Source organism: Brevundimonas sp. NIBR11 (assembly GCF_027912535.1).
Lineage (GTDB): Bacteria > Pseudomonadota > Alphaproteobacteria > Caulobacterales > Caulobacteraceae > Brevundimonas.
Genome location: NZ_CP115465.1, coordinates 1,965,231 through 1,985,292 on the forward strand (window position 1 = coordinate 1,965,231; position 20,062 = coordinate 1,985,292).

The 20,062-nt window shown below is 70.3% G+C and carries 18 protein-coding genes; 7 read left to right on the forward strand and 11 right to left on the reverse strand.

All coding sequences use genetic code 11. The features are described from left to right. Positions 1–12: 12 nt before the first annotated feature. From O5O43_RS09990 to O5O43_RS10020, 7 genes are all read left to right on the forward strand, one after another. Positions 13–573 carry a DciA family protein gene (locus O5O43_RS09990; protein ID WP_271083739.1) on the forward strand — a complete coding sequence of 187 codons (561 nt, stop codon included), beginning with the start codon at positions 13–15 and terminating at the stop codon, positions 571–573. Between the two features lie 149 nt (positions 574–722). Beyond that, complete coding sequence (locus tag O5O43_RS09995; RefSeq protein WP_271083740.1) at positions 723–1,202, forward strand: IPTL-CTERM sorting domain-containing protein; 480 nt, start codon at positions 723–725, stop codon at positions 1,200–1,202. A 191-nt stretch (positions 1,203–1,393) separates the two neighbouring features. Continuing rightward, the gene (locus O5O43_RS10000) at positions 1,394–2,026 is read left to right on the forward strand and encodes a DsbA family protein (RefSeq protein WP_271083741.1); all 633 of its coding nucleotides are present in this window, start codon (positions 1,394–1,396) and stop codon (positions 2,024–2,026) included. A gap of 4 nt (positions 2,027–2,030) precedes the next feature. Then, positions 2,031–2,645 (forward strand): DsbA family protein, encoded by a 615-nt coding sequence (locus O5O43_RS10005; protein WP_271083742.1) that lies wholly within the window; start codon positions 2,031–2,033, stop codon positions 2,643–2,645. A gap of 8 nt (positions 2,646–2,653) precedes the next feature. Further along, the gene (locus tag O5O43_RS10010; protein WP_271083743.1) at positions 2,654–3,262 is read left to right on the forward strand and encodes a thioredoxin domain-containing protein; all 609 of its coding nucleotides are present in this window, start codon (positions 2,654–2,656) and stop codon (positions 3,260–3,262) included. Positions 3,263–3,269: 7 nt separating this feature from the next. Continuing rightward, positions 3,270–6,707, forward strand: a complete 3,438-nt coding sequence (smc, locus tag O5O43_RS10015; RefSeq protein ID WP_271083744.1) for a chromosome segregation protein SMC — start codon at positions 3,270–3,272, stop codon at positions 6,705–6,707. After that, a complete protein-coding gene (locus O5O43_RS10020) occupies positions 6,704–7,126 on the forward strand; it encodes a hypothetical protein (protein ID WP_271083745.1) in 423 nt (140 codons plus the stop codon). Before smc ends, O5O43_RS10020 begins: the two co-directional genes overlap by 4 nt. 121 nt (positions 7,127–7,247) lie before the next feature. Here the strand turns inward: O5O43_RS10020 and O5O43_RS10025 are convergent, their stop codons facing one another. From O5O43_RS10025 to O5O43_RS10075, 11 genes are all read right to left on the reverse strand, one after another. Then, positions 7,248–8,369 carry a mechanosensitive ion channel family protein gene (locus O5O43_RS10025; RefSeq protein WP_271086419.1) on the reverse strand — a complete coding sequence of 374 codons (1,122 nt, stop codon included), beginning with the start codon at positions 8,367–8,369 and terminating at the stop codon, positions 7,248–7,250. A gap of 59 nt (positions 8,370–8,428) precedes the next feature. Continuing rightward, positions 8,429–9,508 (reverse strand): undecaprenyldiphospho-muramoylpentapeptide beta-N-acetylglucosaminyltransferase, encoded by a 1,080-nt coding sequence (gene murG, locus O5O43_RS10030; RefSeq protein WP_271083746.1) that lies wholly within the window; start codon positions 9,506–9,508, stop codon positions 8,429–8,431. Between the two features lie 167 nt (positions 9,509–9,675). Continuing rightward, entirely contained in the window at positions 9,676–10,860 is a 1,185-nt protein-coding gene (locus tag O5O43_RS10035; RefSeq protein WP_271083747.1) for a putative peptidoglycan glycosyltransferase FtsW, read from the reverse strand. A gap of 6 nt (positions 10,861–10,866) precedes the next feature. Next, positions 10,867–12,372, reverse strand: a complete 1,506-nt coding sequence (gene murD / locus O5O43_RS10040; protein WP_271083748.1) for a UDP-N-acetylmuramoyl-L-alanine--D-glutamate ligase — start codon at positions 12,370–12,372, stop codon at positions 10,867–10,869. Between the two features lie 4 nt (positions 12,373–12,376). Beyond that, positions 12,377–13,486 (reverse strand): phospho-N-acetylmuramoyl-pentapeptide-transferase, encoded by a 1,110-nt coding sequence (gene mraY, locus O5O43_RS10045; RefSeq protein WP_271083749.1) that lies wholly within the window; start codon positions 13,484–13,486, stop codon positions 12,377–12,379. Positions 13,487–13,603: 117 nt separating this feature from the next. Beyond that, positions 13,604–14,992 (reverse strand): UDP-N-acetylmuramoyl-tripeptide--D-alanyl-D-alanine ligase, encoded by a 1,389-nt coding sequence (gene murF, locus O5O43_RS10050; RefSeq protein ID WP_271083750.1) that lies wholly within the window; start codon positions 14,990–14,992, stop codon positions 13,604–13,606. Further along, positions 14,985–16,436, reverse strand: a complete 1,452-nt coding sequence (locus O5O43_RS10055; protein WP_271083751.1) for a UDP-N-acetylmuramoyl-L-alanyl-D-glutamate--2,6-diaminopimelate ligase — start codon at positions 16,434–16,436, stop codon at positions 14,985–14,987. Before O5O43_RS10055 ends, murF begins: the two co-directional genes overlap by 8 nt. Further along, entirely contained in the window at positions 16,433–18,166 is a 1,734-nt protein-coding gene (locus tag O5O43_RS10060) for a penicillin-binding protein 2 (protein ID WP_271083752.1), read from the reverse strand. The genes O5O43_RS10055 and O5O43_RS10060 overlap by 4 nt, the downstream gene beginning before the upstream one ends. Next, positions 18,163–18,591 (reverse strand): cell division protein, encoded by a 429-nt coding sequence (locus O5O43_RS10065; protein WP_271083753.1) that lies wholly within the window; start codon positions 18,589–18,591, stop codon positions 18,163–18,165. Before O5O43_RS10065 ends, O5O43_RS10060 begins: the two co-directional genes overlap by 4 nt. Then, a complete protein-coding gene (gene rsmH / locus O5O43_RS10070) occupies positions 18,588–19,538 on the reverse strand; it encodes a 16S rRNA (cytosine(1402)-N(4))-methyltransferase RsmH (RefSeq protein WP_271083754.1) in 951 nt (316 codons plus the stop codon). Before rsmH ends, O5O43_RS10065 begins: the two co-directional genes overlap by 4 nt. Further along, the gene (locus O5O43_RS10075; protein WP_271083755.1) at positions 19,535–20,002 is read right to left on the reverse strand and encodes a division/cell wall cluster transcriptional repressor MraZ; all 468 of its coding nucleotides are present in this window, start codon (positions 20,000–20,002) and stop codon (positions 19,535–19,537) included. Before O5O43_RS10075 ends, rsmH begins: the two co-directional genes overlap by 4 nt. Positions 20,003–20,062 lie beyond the last annotated feature (60 nt).

Consider the following 20,062-nt stretch of genomic DNA (forward strand, 5'->3'; position numbering starts at 1 on the left):
TATACAGGGATCATGCCCCGCGATCTGCCCACAGACGCCGAGACCCGCGAGATCCTGTCGCGCAGACGGACCCGGCCGATGCCGCGCCCGGCGCCGCCGGTCGGGCGGTCGCTGGCGCCGCTGATCCGGGAACTGGACGAGAAGTTCGGGCGCGGAGCGGGGGCGCTGGAGCCCCGCTGGCGCGAGATCGTCGGCGAACAGCTGGCCCGCGTCACCCGGCCGCAGAAGCTGACCAAGGGCAGGGCTGGATCGGGCGGCACGCTGGAGCTGCGCGTCGCGGGGCCTGCGGCCCTGCTGGTCCAGCACCAGTCGGCCGACATCCTGGCGCGGGTGAACCTGTTCCTCGGCGCGGGCGCGGTGGACAAGCTGAGGATCGCTCAGGGGCCGGTGAAGCCCCTCGCCGCCCCCGCAGCCTCGACAAAGGGTGCGCGGCGACGGATCGACCCGCTGGACGCGGCGGCGGAGGCGGAGCTGACGAAGTCCGTCGAGGGCGCGCCAGCCGGGCTCAAGGCGGCCCTTGCGAACCTCGGGCGAGCGGTGCTGTCGGATCAAGCGAAGCGCGGGCGGCGGTGACGCCGTTGCGCAAACTCGCCGAAAAGCCTGACCTTTCCTGACCTTGGTCGCCTGAAAGAGTGTGCGGCATTGACCCGGCTCCGACCGGGTGAGCATTGCGCTCCTGCATGTCGGCTCAGCCCATGCCCGTCATTTCCATGGAGTCGCCTGTGTCCACATCCGCTCGCCTTTTGCTTCTGGGAGCGACCGCCGTCGCGCTCGCCGCAGCCGCCGCGCCGGCCTCCGCCTGTGGCGGTTTCCCCTTCAGCCATGGTCCCGGCCTCGGCACGACGAGCACCTCGAACCGGTCTCTGGATGTCGGCGACATCGTGACCGCGACCTTCAACAATCCCGGCACCGACACCCTGCGCATCTTCAAGTCCGCCCCGGCGCCGGTCGTAGACCTGTTGCCGACGACGGCGGGTCCGGGCGCGGGCACGCGGACCTATACCGCCACGGCCACCTCCGCGAACTACACATTCTCGGCGACGAAGCAGGGCGGCGACGGACAGTTCGCCACGATCACCTACACCTGCGCCGCCGCCCCCGCGCCCGTGCCGACACTGTCGGAGTGGTCGATGATCCTGATGGGCCTGCTTCTGGCCGCGGGCTCCGCGCTTTACATCCAGCGGCGCCAGTCGTTGGTCTGACGCCGGGACCTGATGTCCGACCGCCTTCGCCCTGCCCGGGGCAAGGCCGGCGGACCCGGGGTCCAACCAAATTCCAATGGCGGGCTCTTGACCTTTTTCCGCCGCACCTGTTCTCGACAACCATGGAATTCGCGCGAGGCCGTCGGGGGAATCGCGCGATCATCCGAACCCGAGTTGTCGAGGAAAACGCCATGCCGTTCAAATACGCCTCCATGAGCCGCCGCGCGGCCGTCACGGGCGCTGCGCTCGCGGCGATGACGCTGCTGGCCGGCTGTTCGGGGAACGGCGCCGCCGCTCCGGCCGAGGGCGACATGGCGCTGGGCGCGCCCGAGGGGGCCAAGGTCACGGTGGTGGAGTACGCCTCGGTCACCTGCGGCCACTGCGCCGCCTGGCAGAACCAGGTCTATCCGGAGTTCAAGGCCAAATACGTCGACACCAACAAGGTGCGCTACGTCTTCCGCGAGTTCCCGACCGATCCCGCGCCGGTCGCCATCGCCGGCTTCCTGATGGCGCGCTGCGCCGGGCCTGACAAGTATTTCCCGGTCATCCACGAGATCATGGCCAGCCAGTCGGAGATCTTCGGCGGGGTTCCGCCGCGGACGGTCCTGCTTCGCATCGCCAACGGCGCGGGCCTGACGGAACAGCAGTTCCAGGACTGCGTCACCGACGAGGACGCCATCAAGGCCATGGACGCCCGCATCAAGGCCGGCATCTCGGCCGGGGTGACCGGCACGCCATGGTTCATGGTCAATGGCGAGCATGTCGCCGACAGCTCGCTGGCGAGCCTGTCGGAGAAGATCGACGCCGCCCTGGCCGCGAGCTGATCCGATGACCCTGTTGCGAAACCTGTTCCTGGCCGTGACGGCCCTGACGCTGGCCTCGTGCGGCGGCGGCTCCAAGGCCGTGGTCGACGGCGACATGGCCCTGGGCGCCGCCGAGGGCGCCAAGGTGACGGTCGTCGAATACGCCTCGCCCACCTGCCCGCACTGCGCCCTGTGGCAGGCCAATACCTGGCCGGCGTTCAAGGCCGCGTATGTGGATACGAACAAGGTCCGCTACGTCTTCCGCGAGCTGCCGACGCCGCCGGCAGACGTTGCCGCGGCCGGCTTCCTGATGGCCCGCTGCGCCGGCGAGGACAAATATTTCGACGTGATCCACGCGATCATGAAGAGCCAGGACGAGTGGCGCACGGGGACCAATCCGCGCGACAGCCTGATCCGCATCGCCGGCGAGAACGGGATGGATCAGGCCGCCTTCCAGCGTTGCGTCACCAACCCCGAAGCGATCGCCGCGCTCGAAAGCCGCGTGAAGGCCGCGACCGATGCGGGCGTGATCAACACACCGACCTTCTTCGTCAACGGTCGTCAGGTTTCGTCGCCGGGCGGCGAGGGCGCGGTCATGGCAGACTTGGGTCCGGCCATCGAGGCCGAGCTGGCCAAGTGAGACCGCCGATGATCCGTTCCCTGTTGCTGATGCTGGCCCTGGTCGCCGCGCCTATGGCCGCGTCCGCCCAGACGATCACGCCGCCGCCCGCCGTGACGGCGGCCGACCGGGTGCTGGGCCGCGCCGACGCGCCGGTGACGGTCATCGAATACGCGTCCTTCGTCTGCTCGCACTGCGCCCACTGGCACACCACGGTCCTGCCGGCGTTCAAGACGCGGTTCATCGATACGGGGCAGGTGAAGCTGGTGTTCCGCAACCTGCCGACCAATCCGACCCAGGTCGCCGCGCGCGCCGCCGGCATCGCCCGCTGCGCGGCGCCGGCCCGGTTCTTCGACGTCGCCTCGTCCTTCATGACCGGCCAGGCCGCCCTGTACGACGGCGCGCCCATCGCCGACTGGTATGCGGCGGGCATCGCCGCCAGCGGCCGGACCCAGGCCCAGATCGACGCGTGCCTGGCCGATCCGGCGACCCTGAACGGCATCCGCGCCGAGGTGGCGGGCGCGACGGCGGCGGGGGTTCAGGGCACGCCCAGCTTCTTCGTCAATGGCCGCGCCGTGCCGGACAATTCGCTGGCGGGTCTGACGGCCGCGATCACGCCGCTGCTGCCCCGCCGCTGACGACGGGATGCAATTCCAGCGTCTCCGTCTGGTCGGGTTCAAGTCCTTCGTCGATCCGTCGGAGGTGCAGATCGAACCCGGCCTGACGGGGATCGTCGGACCGAACGGCTGCGGCAAGTCGAACGTGCTGGAGAGCATGCGCTGGGTCATGGGCGCCAACTCGGCCAAGGCCATGCGCGGCCAGGGCATGGACGACGTGATCTTCGCCGGGGCTTCGAACCGGCCGCCCCGCAACCATGCCGAAGTCCAGCTGACCATCGACAATGCGCAACGCCGCGCGCCCCAGCCCTTCACCGACAGCGCGATCATCGAGGTGTCGCGCCGGATCGACCGGGGCCAGGGCTCGACCTATCGCATCAACGGCAAGGAGGTGCGGGCGCGGGACGTCCAGCTTCTGTTCGCCGACGCCTCGACGGGGGCGAACTCGCCTGCGCTGGTGCGCCAGGGGCAGATCTCGGAGCTGATCGCGGCCAAGCCGCAGAACCGGCGACGTATCCTTGAAGAAGCCGGCGGGGTGGCGGGGCTGCATACGCGGCGGCACGAGGCGGAGCTGAGGCTGAAGGCGGCCGAGGCGAACCTTGAGCGGCTGGACGACATCGGGCGCGAACTGGACACGGCTTTGGTGCGGCTGAAGCGCGAGGCGCGGCAGGCGGAGAAGTACAAGAAGATTTCGGCCGAGATCCGGGCGTTGCAGTCCGCCCTGCTGTTCGTGCGCTGGAACGATGCGCGGCTGGCGGCGGAGACGGCGGCCTCGGAGCTGGCAGGGGCGGACCGGGCGGTGGCGGAGGCGACGTCGGAGGCGGCCAAGGCCCAGACGGCGGCCCTGTCGGCGCAGGAAGGACTGAAGCCCGCACGGGAAGAGGATGCGGTGGCGGCGGCCCTGCTGCACCGGGCCTCGCTTGAGCGCGACCGGTTGGACATGGCCGAGCAGCAGGCGCGGGCCGAGGTGGACCGGCTGACGGCCGAGGCGCAGCGGATCGCCAACGACACCGAGCGCGAAATCGCCATGTCCGGCGACGCCGAGGCCGAACTGACGCGACTGTCGGCCGAGCGGGAGACGCTGACGGCCGAGATCGCGGCGGCGCCTCAGCGCGGGCCGGAGCTGGACCGGGCGCTGGAGGCGGCGGAAGAGGCGCGGCGGGCGGCGGACGCCGAGGTCGAACGGCTGGCGGGTTCGATGGCGGCGGTCGAGGCGCGGGCCAATGCCGATACGGCGCGCAAACGCGACGCCGAGGCGCGGGTGGCGCGGGCCTTGGCCGCTCTGGAGGGAGCCAAGCGCGAGCGCGAGGCGCTGGGGCCGCTGGAGACGCCGGAACTGGCGAAGGCGCGGAAGGCTCTGGAGACGGCGACGGCGGCCCTGACCGAGGCGCGGGCTGGGGTCGAGAAGGCCGAGGCCGAACGGGGCGACAGGGCGCGGGCCGAGCAGGAGGCGCGCACGGCGGCGCGAGCGGCCGAGGATCGGCTGGGCCGGCTGCAGACCGAGGCGCGAGGGCTGGCGTCCCTGCTGGTCTCCGGACGGCGCGACCATCCGCCGGCGCTGGATCAGGTCAGCGCGGACAAGGGTTTCGAAGCGGCGCTGGCGGCGGCGCTGGGCGACGATCTGGACGCCGCGCTGGACGCGAAGGCGGCCGCCTATTGGGGCGGGGCGGATGTCCCCTCCCCGGCGTGGCCCAAGGGAATCGAGCCGCTGGCGGATCATGTGACGGCGCCGGAGGCCCTCGCGGCGCGACTGGCCCTGTGCGGCGTGGCGGGCAAGGGCGAGGCGGCGGAGTTGGCGAAGGCGCTGCCGGTGGGCGCGCGACTGGTGACGCGCGAGGGCGACCTCTATCGCTGGGACGGGTTCGTCAGCCGGGCGGAGGCGCCGAGGCCGGCGGCGGTGCGGCTGGCGCAACGCACGCGGCTGTCGGAGCTGGAAGCCGAGATCGACCAGGGCAAGCCGGCGCTGGAGACGGCGCAGGCCGCGCTGAAGGCCGCGACGGAAGCCTTCCGGGCTTCGGAAGAGGCGGTGAAGGCGGCGCGGCTGCTGCCCTTCGCGGCCGACAAGGCGGTGACGACGGCGCGGGATGCGGTTCAGCGTCTGACCAACGAACAGGCGCGGCGCGAGGCGCGGGCGACGGCTCTGGACGAGACCCTGGCGCGGCTGACGACCGAGCATGAGGCGGCGGAGGCGGCCCTGGCCGAGGCCCTGACGACCGATGCGCCGTCCGAGACGCTGGAGGGGCTGAAGGTCGAGCTGCCGACGGCGCGGACGGCGGCGGACGCGGCGCGGGCGGCGGCGTCCTCGGCGCGGGCGGATCGGGATGCCGAGGCGCGCGAGCGGGCCGGGCGCGAGCAGAGGCTAGCGGGCGTGACGCGGGAGCGAGACGGCTGGACGACGCGGGCGAAGGACGCGGGGGCGCGGATCAAGACGCTGGAAGGCGATGCGACGAAGACGGCGGCCCTGTTGCTGCAGGCCGAGCGGGCGCCGGAGGCCCTGGCCTCGCAACGGTCGTCGCTGATGGACATGCTGACCTCGGCCGAGACGCGGCGGAAGCAGGCGGCGGACGCGCTGGCGGTCGCAGAGGGCGAGGCCGCGGATGCGGACCGGGCCAGCCGGGCGGCGGATGCGGCGGCGTCCAGTGCGCGGGAGGCTCGAGCCGGTCTGGCGGCGCGGGCCGAGGCGGCGGCCGAGCGGTTGCTGGACGCCCACAACAACGTCCGCGAGGCGGCGCAGATGTCGCCGGAAGAGCTGGGCCAGAGGCTGATCGACGACGCCATCGCCCGTCCGCCGGACGCCGCGGGGGCCGAGAGCCTGCTGTTCGGGCTGGAGCGTGAGCGGGAGCACCTGGGGGCGGTGAACCTGCTGGCCGAGGAAGAGGCGCGAGAGTACGGCGAGCGACTGAACACCATGCGGCTGGAGCGGTCGGACCTGACGGGCGCCATCGCCAGGCTGCGCGACGGGATCGACGAGCTGAACGCCGAGGGTCGCGAGCGGCTGGTCGCGGCGTTCGACGTCATCAACGACAACTTCAAGAGCCTGTTCGAGGCCCTGTTCGGCGGGGGTCAGGCCGAGCTGAAGCTGGTCGAAAGCGACGATCCGCTGGAGGCGGGACTGGAGATCTTCGCCTGCCCGCCGGGCAAGCGTCTGGCGGTCATGTCGCTGATGTCGGGCGGCGAGCAGGCGTTGACGGCGGCGGCCCTGATCTTCGCGGTCTTCCTGGCCAATCCGGCGCCGGTCTGCGTGCTGGACGAGGTGGATGCGCCGCTGGACGACGCCAACGTCGATCGCTTCTGCCGGATGCTGAACGAGATGCGGAACCGCACGGACACGCGCTTCATCGTCATCACCCACAATCCGGTGACGATGAGCCGGATGGATCGTCTGTACGGGGTGACCATGCCGGAGCGGGGTGTGTCGCAGCTGGTGAGCGTGGACCTGACCCAGGCCGAGAAGCTGGTCGCATGATGCAGGATGTTCCGGAGGCGCCGCCCGCGGTGCATGCGCTGGCGATGACGGGCGTGGGCCGCTTCGTGGTGTTCGCGGATCTGCCGACGATCGAGAGGCACGGCGCTGGGGCGCGGATGCGGTCGCTGCAGGTGGTCGAGGAGGACTTCACGGTCGGAACCACGCGCTATCTGGGCGGCTGGTCTTGGTGGCGGTTCGACTGCGGGGCGCGGATGGCGGATCGGCTGGACTTCGCTTCGGTGGCGGTCGGCGGGGCGGAGGGGCCGACCATGCCGGAGGGTCAGCCAGCCTATGAGGCGGCGCCCGGCGGGGATGCGGCGGAGCTGCTGGACGTGGCGTGCGGGACGGTGGAGGCGGAGGTGGTCGCAGTGACGGTGGATGAGGCGGTGAGGATCGGTCGCGCGGCGATGGCCGAGTGACCCCTCTCCCGGTGGGAGAGGGCTTGAGGCCCGCAGAGCGCAGCGATGCGGCTTGGCCGAAAGGGTGAGGGTCGTGCGTTGACGGTTAGATTCGACCCTCACCCTTTCGCGTTTCCAATCGCTAGCGCTCTTGGACGCTCAAACCCTCTCCCACCGGCAGAGGGATATTGAGACGATCCTTCGGCAGGGCCTCCGGGCATTCGTCGCGGATGAAGGCCAGCATCTTCTCGCGGATCTCGCAGCGGAGATCGAAGGCCACCGGGGCCGAGCGGGCGCTGGCGAGGCAGCGGACCTGGGCGACGCGGTCGGTGATATCGGTGACCTGGAGGCTGATCACCTCGCCGTCCCAGTTCGGGGAGGCGCGGCAGATCCGGTCCAGTTCGTCGCGAAGGCGGTCCATCGGCGCCTCGTAGTCGACGTACAGGAAGGCCGAGCCGATCAGACGGGCGGTCTCGCGGGTCCAGTTCTGGAACGGCTTCTCGATAAAGTAGCTGAGCGGCAGGATCATGCGCCGCCAGTCCCACAGCTTGACCACCACATAGGTCGAGGTGATCTCCTCGATCACGCCCCATTCGTTCTCGACGATGACGGCGTCGTCGATACGGATGGGCTGGGCCGTGGCGATCTGGATGCCGGCGAACAGGTTCTTCAGCACCGGCTGGAGCGCCAGACCGGCGATGATGCCGACCACGCCGGCCGAGGCCAGCAGGGACACGCCCCACTGACGCACCGCCCCGATGGTCATCAGGGCCAGGCCCACGGAGACGATGCCGATCGTGATGACGGCTGCGCGCTGGAGGATGCGGGTCTGGGTGATGTGCTTGCGGGCGACGAGGTTGTCCTCGGCCGCCATGTTGAACTTCCGCAGATAGACGACGGCCCACATGTCGACCGCGCCGGCCACGATCCAGCCCATGACCAGGATGGTCAGGAACAGCAGGATGGCCCGGATCGTCTGGGACGGGTCCGGGTCCAGCGGCGAAGCGGTCACCGCCACCCCGATGGAAATCAGGATGATCAGGACCCGCAGCTTGGCCCGCGCCCGTTCGACGACGCCGCGCCAGAACAGATCCTTCTTCTTCACGATCAGGCGCAGGATCGAGAAGGCGATGCGGTGCACGATCCAGCCGGCGCCGACGAAGACGGCCACCACGATGGCCACGACCAGCCATTCCGGCAGCCAGTAGAAGCGCCGCCAGAGGGTCAGGATCTGGTGAGTCAGTTCGGTGATCTGGGGAGGCATCGAGGCGAACAGCGCGTCGGCCGCGTCGTCCGTTCCCACCGGCGGCAGCTGCGAGGCCATCAGCCGGCCGTCGCCTCCGCCAAATCGGCCAGCCGCTGGGCCGCGTCAGGAATGGCGACGGCGCGGGCGGCCGCGCTCATGGCGGCGAGACGCTGATCGGCGAGGACGCCGGTGACGGCGGCCGTCATGGCGTCGACGGTCACCTCGTCTTCCAGGATCATCTCGGCGGCGGAGACGTCGGTCAGGAGTTTGGCGTTCAGGCGTTGGTGATCGTCAGTGGCGATCTTCAGCGGGATCAGGATGGACGGCATGGCGGCGACGGCGAGCTCGGCGCAGGTCGAGGCGCCGGCGCGGCCGATGACCAGATGGGCGGCCGACAGCCGGCTGGCCATGTCGCGGAAGAAGGGGGCGACCTCGGCGTCGATGCCGGCGTCGAGATAGATCTGGCGCGAGGTTTCCAGGGTCTCGGGGCGGGACTGTTGCTGGACCTTGAGGCGGCGGCGCAGCGCGTCCGGCAGGGCGGCCAGGGCGCGGGGCGTGGTCTCGGACAGGAGGCGGGCGCCTTGCGAGCCGCCGGTGACGAGGATGCGGATGGGCCCGTCGCCGGGCGGGGCATAGGCGCGGTCGAACAGGGCGCGGATGTCGGCGCGGACGGGAGCGCCGACGACCTGGGCGCGGGATTTCACCTCGGCCGAGGCGCGTTCCAGGGTCGGGAAGGAGGAGGCGACGGCGCGGACGTGGGGGGCTAGGGCGCGGTTGGTGCGGCCCAGCACCGCATTCTGTTCGTGGATCAGGGTCGGGCGCTTCTGCAGGATGGCGGCGACCAGGGCGGGGGCGGACGGATAGCCGCCGAAGCCGACGACGACCTGGGCGTTCAAACGGTCGAAGGCGGTCTGGGCCTGGCCGACGCCCCGGACGATGGCGGCGCCGGCCTTGAGCAGGCCGATGGGGCCGGAGCCGGTGGCGGCGTCCAGCGCAAGGCGTTCCTCGGCGGGGAAGGCGTGGGCGTACTGTTCGCCGCGGTGATCTGTGGCGAGGACCACGCGCCAGCCGCGCGCGGCCATCTCGCGGGCCAGGGCCTCGGCCGGGAACATGTGGCCCCCGGTTCCGCCGGCGGCGACGACGCAGAGTTGGGACAAGAACGCGGTCTCCTGAGGTCTTCCTTCTCCCCTCGGGGGCGAAGGTGGCAGGCGGAGCCTGACGGATGAGGGGGCTGGCGGCTACCGACGTCTTCGTCCGAGAGGTGGAAACATACCCCTCATCCGGCCCTGCGGGCCACCTTCTCCCCCAGGGGGAGAAGGCAAACTCACGGCATCAGCAGGCGGCGCGGGCGCGCCAGACTGGCTCCGGGTTCGTAGGCGCCGGGGCGGCGGCGGGTCAACGCCAGCGCGAAGCCCATCGTCAGACCCATGGCCATCATCGAGGAGCCGCCGTAGCTGATGAAGGGGAGCGTCATCCCCTTGGTCGGGATCAAATTCAGGTTCACCGCCACGTTGATCGAGGCCTGCAGGCCGATCAGCATGAACAGGCCCGCCGCCGCCGTCTGTTCGAAGGGATCGTTCAGCTTCATCGCCCGGCCCATGCCGCGGAAGACGATGAAGGCGTAGAGGCCGATCATGCAGAGGCTGAGGACGAGGCCGAACTCTTCGGCGCCGACGGAGTAGATGAAGTCGGTGTGCAGATCGGGGACGGAGCGCTTCATGACCCCCTCGCCCACCCCGCGTCCGACCAGGCCGCCGGCACGGATGGCCATGGAGGCGCGGTCGATCTGATGGGTGTCCTCGACGCCGGGCGAGACGAATTTGGCGACGCGCGCCTGGACGTGCGGGAACAGCAGATAGATGGCGGCCATGCCCGCCGCGAACAGGCCCGACAGCACCGCGACCCAGCGCAGCGGCACCCCCGCCATGAAGAAGACGGCCATGAAGGTGGTGGTGATCAGAAGCGTCTGGCCGATGTCCGGCTGGATCAGGAGCAGGGCCACGGTGACGGCGTAGAATCCGAAGGCGATGGAGACGCCGGGGACGCCCTCGCCCTTCTGGCCTTCGGCGAACATCCAGGCGGCGAAGACGATCAGGCTGGGCTTGGCGAACTCACTGGGCTGGAGGCTGAACGGGCCGAGGTTCACCCAGCGCGCGGCTCCCTTCACCGTGTCGCCGATGAAGGGCAGCAGGGCCATGACGAAAATCGCGCCGAGCAGGCCCAGGACCGCGATGCGTCGGACGCCTCGGGGCGACAGCAGCGACATGGTCATCATGATGCCGATGCCGCCGGTGGCCCAGACGATCATGCGCCAGGAATAGTGGAAGGGGTCGGTGATCGACTCATCGGCCAGGATGGCGGCCGGGGACGAGGCGAAGCTGAGCATGACGCCAAGGCCCATCAGGGCCAGCGCCGCGCCGAGCAGGCCGCGATCCACAGTCCAGAACCACTGGGCGATCGGGCTCTGGTCGTTGCGCGAGAAGGGGTGGGAGTAGGCGGCCTGGGTCATGGTTTCTCAACCATGAACGGAAGGGGTAGCTCCGAGGTTAAGAACGGCGGCCCGGAACGATTCTCCACGCGCTTCGAAGTCGGGAAACTGGTCGAAGCTGGCGCAGGCGGGGCTGAGGAGAACGACCTGATCGCCTCCGGCCTGTTGGGCGTCGGCCGATGCGAGGGCGACGGCCGTGGCCATGTCGTTCGCGATGACGTGGGGCGTGTCGCCGAGCGCAGCCGCGAAGTCCTCGGCCGCCTCGCCGATGAGGTAGGCCTTGGTCACGCGCGGGAACAGGTCGCGAAGGTCCTCTATGCCGCCGTCCTTGGCGCGGCCGCCGGCGATCCAGAAGGTGGTCGGATACGACATGAGAGCCTGGCGCGCGGCGTCGGCGTTGGTGGCCTTGGAGTCGTTGACGAAACGGACGGGGCCGAGATGACCGACCGTCTCCATGCGGTGGGCGAGGCCGGGGAAGGTCATCAGGCCCTCAACGGCGGCGTCGTGCGAAACGCCGACTGCGCGGGCGGCGGCATAGGCGAAGGCGGCGTTCTGGGCGTTGTGACGGCCGGGCAGAGAGCGGGCGTTGGTGAAGTCGATGGTCGAGTCGGCGACGGTGAGCTGGCCGGGCGTAGCAACGATCCATTCTCCCCTCGGGGGAGAAGGTGGGCCTGAAGGGCTCGGATGAGGGGGCTGCGTCAGCGAACTCTCTCCAGCCAATGAGGATGCGGACAGAACCCCCTCATCCGTCTCGCTCCGCGAGCCACCTTCTCCCCCGAGGGGAGAAGAATAGGTTTGGACGGTTGCCACATTGGCCACGCGCCGGGCGACGCGCCTGCCCCACTCCTCGTCGATTCCGATCAGGGCGACCGCCTCACCCCCCAGATTGGCGAACAGCCGGGCCTTGGCGGCGACATAGCCTTCCATGCCGCCGTGGCGATCGAGGTGATCAGGCGAGATGTTGGTCAGGATGGCGACATCGGGGGCGAAGCTGGTGGTCAGGTCCAACTGGTAGCTGGAGACCTCGATGACATAGGCCTGAACCTCGGTCGGGGCCGGCAGGGCGAGGACGCCGATGCCGATGTTGCCGCCAACGGCGACCTTCAGGCCCGCCTGTTTCAGCACCCAGCCGATCAGGGCCGTGGTGGTGGACTTGCCGTTGGTGCCGGTGATGGCGACGACCTTGGGGCGCAGCGAGGCAGGCGTGGCGGCGAGCGCGCGGGCGAACAGTTCGATGTCGCCGATGACGGAGACGTTCGCGGCGCGCGCCTTGTCCACGGTCCAGTGGGGCTTGGGGTGGGTCAGGGGGGCGCCCGGCGAAAGGACGAGGGCCGCGAAGGACGACCAGTCGGCGACGGTCAGGTCCTCGACCTCGAAGCCTTCGGCCTCGGCCTGCAGACGGCTGGACACGCCGTCGTCCCAAAGGATCGGCTCGGCCCCGCCGGCCTTGAGGGCGCGGGCGGCGGTGATGCCCGACCGGCCGAGGCCGAAGACGGCGACGCGCTGGCCCTCATAGCCGGGGACGGGGATCACGGGTCTAGCGCAGCTTGAGGGTGGCGAGACCCAGCAGGGCCAGCATGGCGGCGACGATCCAGAAGCGGATCACGACGGTCGATTCCGGCCAGCCCAGTTTTTCGAAATGGTGGTGGATGGGGGCCATCAGGAAGATGCGTTTGCCGGTGGCCTTGAAGTAGGCGACCTGGATCATGACCGAGGCGGCCTCGACGACGAACAGGCCGCCGACGATGCCGAGGACCAGCTCGTGCTTGGTGGCCACGGCGATCGCGCCGAGCGCGCCGCCCAGGGCCAGCGAGCCGGTGTCGCCCATGAAGATCTTGGCCGGCGGGGCGTTGTACCAGAGGAAGCCCACGCCCCCGCCGATGATGGCGGCGCAGAAAATGGCCAGTTCACCCGAGCCCGGCACGTGGTGGACGCCCAGATACTCCGCGAAGATGAAGTTGCCGACGAGGTAGGAGATGACGCCGAAGGCCGCCGCCGACATCATCACCGGCACGATGGCCAGGCCGTCCAGACCGTCGGTCAGGTTCACCGCATTGGAGAAGCCGACAAGGGTGAAGGCGGCGAAGGCCACGTAGAACCAGCCGATGTTCAGCAGCACGTCCTTGAAGAAGGGGAAGGCGATAGAGGTCTCAAGCCCCGGTGAGGTCGGCGAGCGCCACATCCACAGGACGACGCAGACGCCCGCGATGACCGAGACGACGATCTGGGCCGCCAGCTTCTGTTTCGAGGTCAGGCCGGCCGAGGTCTGTTTCGTGACCTTGGCGTAGTCGTCGATGAAGCCCAGGACGCCGAAGGCCGCCGTCACGAAGCTCACGATCCAGATGTAGGGGTTGGTCAGGTCGCCCCACAGGAAGACGGCGACCGCGATGCCCGCCAGGATCATCAGCCCGCCCATCGTCGGGGTGCCGACCTTGGAGAGGTGGCTGACCGGCCCGTCGGCGCGGATCGGCTGACCCTTGCCCTGTTTGACGCGCATGTAGGAGATGAAGCGGCTGCCCATGGCGACAGCGACGATCATGGCTGTGGCCATGGCGAGGGCGACACGAACGGTCTGGTACTGGACCAGGTTGAGCAGGGGGTAATCCTGCGCCACGTCGGCGAAATACAGATAGAGCAGATAGAACATTCTTGTAGCCCCCTACCGGGTCGCGCGCGGCGCTCCCCTACTTGAGGGGCGGACCCCCCATTCTTGTTTCCCTATCAACGCGCGCGCGGCGCGCGCCTGCTTGAGGGAAGTCGTTCCCTAGCGCTCTAGCGCCGCCAATGCGGCTGCGACAAGCGAAGCCTTGGACCCGTTGGAGCCCTTCACCATGACGATGTCATTGGCGCCGACCAGATCGGCGGCCTGAGCGGCGAGTTCGGCCGCAGTCGGCGCCCAGACGCCGCGACGGGAGGGCGGCAGGGCGTCGTAGAGATGGCGCATCTCCGCACCCGCGGCATGGACGATATCGAGGCCGGCGGCGTCGATGGGCTCGGCAAGACCGGCATGCATGGCGGCGGACTGGTCGCCCAGTTCCAGCATGTCCGACAGGACCGCGATGCGGCGGCCGCCCAGTGCGATCGGCTTGGCGCCCAGCGAGCGGAATCCGGCGGTCATCGACAGCGGATTGGCGTTGTAGCTCTCGTCGATCAGGGTGAAGGCGCCGCCGGGGATGGGGATGCGGCGCGTCTCTCCCCTGCCCTTCAGCGGCTGGAAGTCGGCGAGGGCCTGAAGCGCGGTCTCGACCTGGACGTCCAGCGCCTCGAGCATCAGGAGGACGGCCAGGCTGTTCAGGCCCCAGTGGAACCCGGACTGTTTCAGGGTGAAGTCCAGCGCCCGACCGCGCAGCTCGGCCTTGACGCGAGCGCCGCCCTCGAAGGGGGCGAAGTCGAGCAGACGGGCGTCGTGGCCGGCCTGCGAGCCAAAGACAGCGATGTCGGCGTCCACGGCCAGGGCGGCGGCTTTCAGCGTGTCTACCCAGATGTCGCCGTTGACGACGGCCAGACCGCCCGGGGCCAGGCCCTCGAAGATCGAGGCCTTCTCGCGGGCGACCCCGGCCTCGCCGTCGGCGAAGGCCTCGATGTGGACGGGGCCCACGGTAGTGACGCAGGCGGCGTGGGGCCGGACCTGTTTCGACAGGGGGGCGATCTCGCCCGGCGCGTTCATGCCGATCTCGAAGACGGCGCGCTGGGTCGCCTGGGGCATGCGGGCCAGCGTCAGGGGCACGCCGATATGGTTGTTGTAGCTCTTGATCGAGGCGTGGGCGGGGCCGGCGAGATCGAGACCGGCCTTGATCGCCTGGGTGACCGAGGTCTTGCCGACGCTGCCGGTGACGGCGCCGCGTTTGGCGGGGGTGCGGTCGCGGGCGAAGGCGCCCATGGCCTCCAGTCCGTGCAGGGTGTCGGGAACGATAACGCAGGGACCGGAGACGGCGTGTTCGACCAAGGCGCCGGTGGCTCCGGCGGCGAAGGCGCTGTCGGCGAAGTCGTGACCGTCGCGGGCGCCCTTCAGCGCCAGAAACAGGTCGCCGGGGCCGATCTCACGGCTGTTGTAGGTGAGGCCGTGCGCTTCGAAGTCGCCGCCTTCGATCCTCCCGCCCGTGGCCGTGGCGATGTCTTTCGCCGTCCAGAGAGGCGGGGTGGTGTCAGGCATCGAGCTTAAGGGCCTCGTCAAGTTCGGTGGCGTCGTCGAACGGGTGAGTCACCTTGCCGACGATCTGACCCTGTTCATGCCCTTTTCCGGCGACGACGACCACATCTCCGTCGCGCATCATGGCCGTGGCCTCACGGATGGCGGCGCGGCGGTCGCCGATCTCCAGAGCCTCGGGGCAGCCAGCGCGAACCTCGGCGCGGATGACGGCGGGGTCTTCGGAGCGGGGGTTGTCGTCGGTGACGATGGCGACATCGGCCAGACGACCGGCGATCTCGCCCATCAGGCGGCGTTTGCCCTTGTCCCGGTCGCCGCCGGCGCCGAAGACGACGATCAGGCGGCCGGTGGCGTGGGGGCGGAGCGCCTTCAGAACCGTTTCGAGGCCGTCAGGGGTGTGGGCGTAGTCGACATAGGCCTCGCCGCGTCCGCCGGAGACGCGTTGCAGGCGGCCGGCGGCGCCGGTGATCTTTTCCAGGGCGTGGAGGACCTTGGCGGCGTCCTCGCCGGCGGCGATGCACAGGCCCGCGGCCACCAGCGCGTTCGAGGCCTGGAAGGCGCCGGCCAGCGGCAGGAGGACGTCGTGGCGGTCGCCGCGCACGTCGAGGATCAGGCGTTGGCCTTCCGGCACGGCGCGACGCTCGATCAGGGAGAGGTCGCGACCGCGTTCGCCCACGCCCATGACGCCCAGGCCGGACATGATCGAGGCGGCGGCGAAGGCGTTGTAGGCGTCCGAGTCCGCATTCAGCACGGCGGTCCGGCCACGCGGCAGGAGGGTCTCGAACAGGCGCAGCTTGGCGGCGCGGTAGGCCTCCATGTCGCCGTGATAGTCGAGGTGGTCCTGGGTCAGGTTGGTGAAGGCCGCAGCCTTCAGCGTCACACCATCGAGGCGGCGCTGGTCGATGCCGTGGGAGGACGCTTCGAGCGCCAGATGGGTCACGCCGCCCTCGGCCAGGGTGGCGAGCAGACGGGCGGCGTCGCCGGCGTCGGGGCTGGTCAGGCCGGGCGGGGTCAGGGCCTCGGTGCGGGCGCCCGACTGGGCGACGACGCCGAGCGTGCCCATGGAGGCGGCCTTGATGCCAAGGGCGGCCCAGATCTGGCGGCAGAAGGCGGCGACCGAGGTCTTGCCGTTCGTGCCTGTGACGGCGACGCAGGTGGCCGGCTGGGCGCCGTAGAAGCCGCGAGCGGCGAGGGCGTAGGCCCGGCGGACATCGCCGGACCGGACCAGCAGCGGAGCGAGGTCTTCGGGCGTGTCCTGGGGGGCGAGGACGGCGGCGGCGCCCTGCGACAGGGCCTGGGGAATGAAGGCGCGGCCGTCGGCGGCGTTGCCCGGCAGGGCGACGAACAGGGCGCCGGGGGCGACCTTGCGGCTATCGGCGGTGACGCCGGTGATCATCGGATCGGCCGAGACGTCGCGGCGCAGGAGGTCGGACAGACGCATCGCGCTCATTGGGGCGCCGCCGTGACGGGGGGGTCGATGCGGCGCTGGACGCCGAGGAAGCCGGCGATGCGGTCGGCGACGCGGCCCACGACAGGGGCGGCGACGGCGCCGCCGAGACGCGACCCCTGGCTGGGCTCGTCGATCAGGACGAAGATGACATAGCGTTTCGTGTCCTCAGGACCGTCGGCCGGGAAGACGCTGGCGAAGGAGCCGACGCCGTGGCTGGCGTCATAGCGGCCGTTGACCAGCTTGTTGGCGGAGCCCGTCTTGCCGCCGACGCGGAGGCCCGCTGCGTTCGCCTGGCCGCCCGAGCCGCGCAGGACGTTGGCGCGCATCAGCTGGCGGACGGCGGCGGAGGTCTCGGGGCTGACCACGCGATGACCCTCGGCGCCCGAGCCGCCGCGACGCAGGGACAGGGGGCGATAGGTCCCGCCGTTGACCAGGGCCACCGTCGCCGCCGTCATCTGCAGCGGGGTGATCATGATGCCGTAACCGAACGACATGGAGGCGCGGGTCGAGTCCGACCAGTCGCGCGGGCGGCGCGGACGGGCGCTCTCGTGCAGCTCGATCGGGGCGGCGTCCAGAAGGCCCAGCTTCTGGAAGTAGGACCGCATGGTGTCAGCGCCCATTTCCACCGCCAGGCGCGAGGTGCCGATGTTGGAGGAGTGGAGATAGACTTCTTCCAGCGTCAGGATCTTGTTGGTGGCGTGGAAGTCCTGGATGCGGCGGTTGCCGATCATATAGGCCTGCGACGCGTCGATCAGGGTGTCGAGATCGGCCAGACCCTTGTCGATGGCGGTGGCGATGGTGAAGGTCTTGAAGACCGATCCCATCTCGTAGTGGGCCGAGGTGACGCGGTTCAGGGCGGCGTTGTCAGAGGCCTGGCCGCGACGGTTGGCGTCGTAGGTGGGCCAGGAGGCCATGCCCAGGATCTCGCCGGTCTGGGCGTCGGCGACGACCCCGACCGCACCCTTGGCGCCGACCTCGGAGGCCACGGCGCCGAGTTCGTTCTCCAGCACGCCCTGGACCCGCAGGTCGATGGACAGGGCGAAGTCCTCGCCCTTCGAGCCCGCTTCGCGGATGGCGTCGTTGAAGGCGAGTTCGGCGCCGGAGACCCCCTGCCCGCCCGAGTCGGCCGTGCCGATGACGTGGGCGGCCGAGGCGTTCAGCGGATAGACGCGGCGATCCTCTGGCTCGAAGGAGACGCCGCCGAGGGCGAGGGCGTGCACCGCCTGGCGCTCGGCCGGGGTCAGGCCCGGCTCGACGATCAGGCGACGGTCGCCGTTCAGCACGCGACGCAGACGGCTGGCCGAAACGCCCGGCAGGGCGCGACGGATCTGGCGGAAGGCGGCATCCCTGTCCCAGACTTCGGACGGATCGATGTAGAGGCCGTAGTGGGTGATGTTGGTGGCCAGCAACGCCCCGTTGCGGTCGGTCAGGTCGGCGCGCTGCAGGGCGCCGGCGACCGTGGACACGCCGTGTCCACCGCGCGGGGACAGTAGGGCCGCGTTGGCGGCGCCCAGCGCCAGACCCGAGAAGACGGCCACAAAGATGGCGCGGATCAGGAAGATGCGGACGCGGGTGTCCTCTTCCGGACGGGCGTCGGCGCGGGCGCGTTCAAAGGCGTGCTCGACGAACCAGACGGCCTCTCCGATCCAGCGCAGCCAGGGCGAGACGGCGGAGGTCAGGGGACGCGCGCCGGGCGCGGGACGGAAGGCGCGCGGATCGTGGACGGTCATCGCACGGCCTCCGGGTCAGGGGCGGGAGCCTGGTCCGCGACAGCGGCCGGGGCGGCGGCTTCCGGAACCGCCGCAACGGGGGCGATCGGCGCCGGGACGTGGACCGGCTTGAGGGTCGGCAGGGCGGTCTCTTCCACCTGACGCTCGGCCTTGACGGGCGCCAGGGCGGCGCCGCGCGACAGGGCTTCCAGACGGCCGGGCTGTTCCAGACGGGCGGCCTCGGCGCGGAGCAGGCGGACGCGCTGGGCGTTCTCGGCAATCTGGCGCTCCAGCCGGCCGATCTCGGCGCTCTCGCGGGCGGCGGCGGCCTTGGCGACATAGACGGAGAAGACCATGGCGGCGACGCAGATGACGCCGATGATCTCGATCCAGCGGATGCCGCGGATCTTCCAGTTGAACAGTCGCTGGACGGAGCGGGCGATCACGCGGCCGCCCTCCAGGCCGGAGCCTCGGTGCGGATCGCCGCACGCAGCTTGGCCGAGCGCGAACGCGGATTGGCGGCCAGTTCGGCCTCGCCGGCCTCGCGCGCGCCCTTGAACTGGAGCGTGAAGGACGGCTTGCGGGTCTCGATGGCGACCGGAGCGTGGCGCGAACCGCCGGGGGCGTTGCCGCTGCGCTCGGTCAGGAAGGCCTTAACGATCCGGTCTTCGAGGGAGTGGAAGGTGACGACGGCCAGACGCCCGCCCGGCGACAGGGTGCGTTCGGCGGCTTCGAGACCCTTGGTCAGCTCGCCCAGTTCGTCGTTCACGGCGATGCGCAGGGCCTGGAAGGTGCGGGTCGCCGGATGGGTCGGGGCGCCGCGCCGGCCCCCCAGCGCCTTTTCGACGACGTCGGCGAGGTCGAGGGTGCGGGTGAAGGGCTCGGCGACCCGGCGGCGCAGGATGGCCGTGGCGATGCGGCCCGACTGACGCTCTTCACCATAAAGCTTCAGAATGTGGGCAAGCGGGCCGTGGTCCCAGGTATTGACGATATCGGCCGCGCTCTCGCCGTCACGCGCCATCCGCATGTCGAGCGGCCCGTCGCGCATGAAGGAGAAGCCGCGCTCGGCCTCGTCCAGCTGCATGGAGGAAACGCCGATGTCGAAGACGGCGCCGTCCAGCTTCGCCTTGCCGCTTTCGGCGAAGGCGTCGGAAAGGCCCGAGAACGGCGTGCGGACCAGCTGGAACTGGCCGGGGAAGTCGTTGGCGACGGCGTCGGCGTGACGCTGGACCGTCGGGTCGCGATCCAGGGCGATGACGTGTGCGCCCGTCGCGAGGATCGCGCGGGTGTAGCCGCCGGCGCCGAAGGTCGCGTCGATCACGACGTCGCCCTTCTTCGGGGCCAGGGCTTCGAGGACTTCATCCAGCAGGACGGGGGCGTGCGGGGCGCTCATGCGTCGTTCCCCGGCATGCGGCGGCGTGCGACGTCGCCGCGCTCGCGCATGGCCTTCCGGGCCAGCTCGCGGCGCGCGTCCTTGCGGGCGTTCCAGCGCGCGCGGTCCCATATCTGGAAACGCGGGCCGAGACCGACGATGACCACGTCCTCGCCGAGGCCGGCCTCCTGACACAGGCTTTCCGGCAGGGTGATGCGGCCGCCGCCGTCGTAGGCCAGCTGCTTCTGGCCGCCGTAGACCGTCTCCTCCAGCGCCGTGCGCCAGTCGTCGCCGAACGGCAGGGCTTCGATCATGGCGACATACTCAGCCATCAGCTTGTCGCCGCCGGCCTCAAGGCAATCGGATTCAACGGAGAAAAAGCAAAAGACGCCCAGCTCGGCGCCGTTCGCGGAGGTGCGGAACTCCTGTGGGATCAGGAGACGGCGCTTGCCGTCCAACTGCTTCTCACTGGTTCCGAGGAACACGCCCGTCCAATCGAGCCCGTCGGCCCGCCCCTAAGAGTTCATCCCCGCGCCCGACAAGCC

Bases quoted from the DNA above. Each gene is read 5' to 3' on its own strand.
- smc (WP_271083744.1), top strand. From the start codon at position 3,270: ATGCAATTCCAGCGTCTCCGTCTGGTCGGGTTCAAGTCCTTCGTCGAT.
- O5O43_RS10005 (WP_271083742.1), top strand. From the start codon at position 2,031: ATGACCCTGTTGCGAAACCTGTTCCTGGCCGTGACGGCCCTGACGCTG.
- rsmH (WP_271083754.1), bottom strand. From the start codon at position 19,538: ATGAGCGCCCCGCACGCCCCCGTCCTGCTGGATGAAGTCCTCGAAGCC.
- mraY (WP_271083749.1), bottom strand. From the start codon at position 13,486: ATGTTCTATCTGCTCTATCTGTATTTCGCCGACGTGGCGCAGGATTAC.
- O5O43_RS10025 (WP_271086419.1), bottom strand. From the start codon at position 8,369: ATGCCTCCCCAGATCACCGAACTGACTCACCAGATCCTGACCCTCTGG.
- O5O43_RS10010 (WP_271083743.1), top strand. From the start codon at position 2,654: ATGATCCGTTCCCTGTTGCTGATGCTGGCCCTGGTCGCCGCGCCTATG.
- O5O43_RS09990 (WP_271083739.1), top strand. From the start codon at position 13: ATGCCCCGCGATCTGCCCACAGACGCCGAGACCCGCGAGATCCTGTCG.
- O5O43_RS10000 (WP_271083741.1), top strand. From the start codon at position 1,394: ATGCCGTTCAAATACGCCTCCATGAGCCGCCGCGCGGCCGTCACGGGC.
- O5O43_RS10035 (WP_271083747.1), bottom strand. From the start codon at position 10,860: ATGACCCAGGCCGCCTACTCCCACCCCTTCTCGCGCAACGACCAGAGC.
- O5O43_RS10060 (WP_271083752.1), bottom strand. From the start codon at position 18,166: ATGACCGTCCACGATCCGCGCGCCTTCCGTCCCGCGCCCGGCGCGCGT.
- O5O43_RS10020 (WP_271083745.1), top strand. From the start codon at position 6,704: ATGATGCAGGATGTTCCGGAGGCGCCGCCCGCGGTGCATGCGCTGGCG.
- O5O43_RS10055 (WP_271083751.1), bottom strand. From the start codon at position 16,436: ATGAGCGCGATGCGTCTGTCCGACCTCCTGCGCCGCGACGTCTCGGCC.
- murF (WP_271083750.1), bottom strand. From the start codon at position 14,992: ATGCCTGACACCACCCCGCCTCTCTGGACGGCGAAAGACATCGCCACG.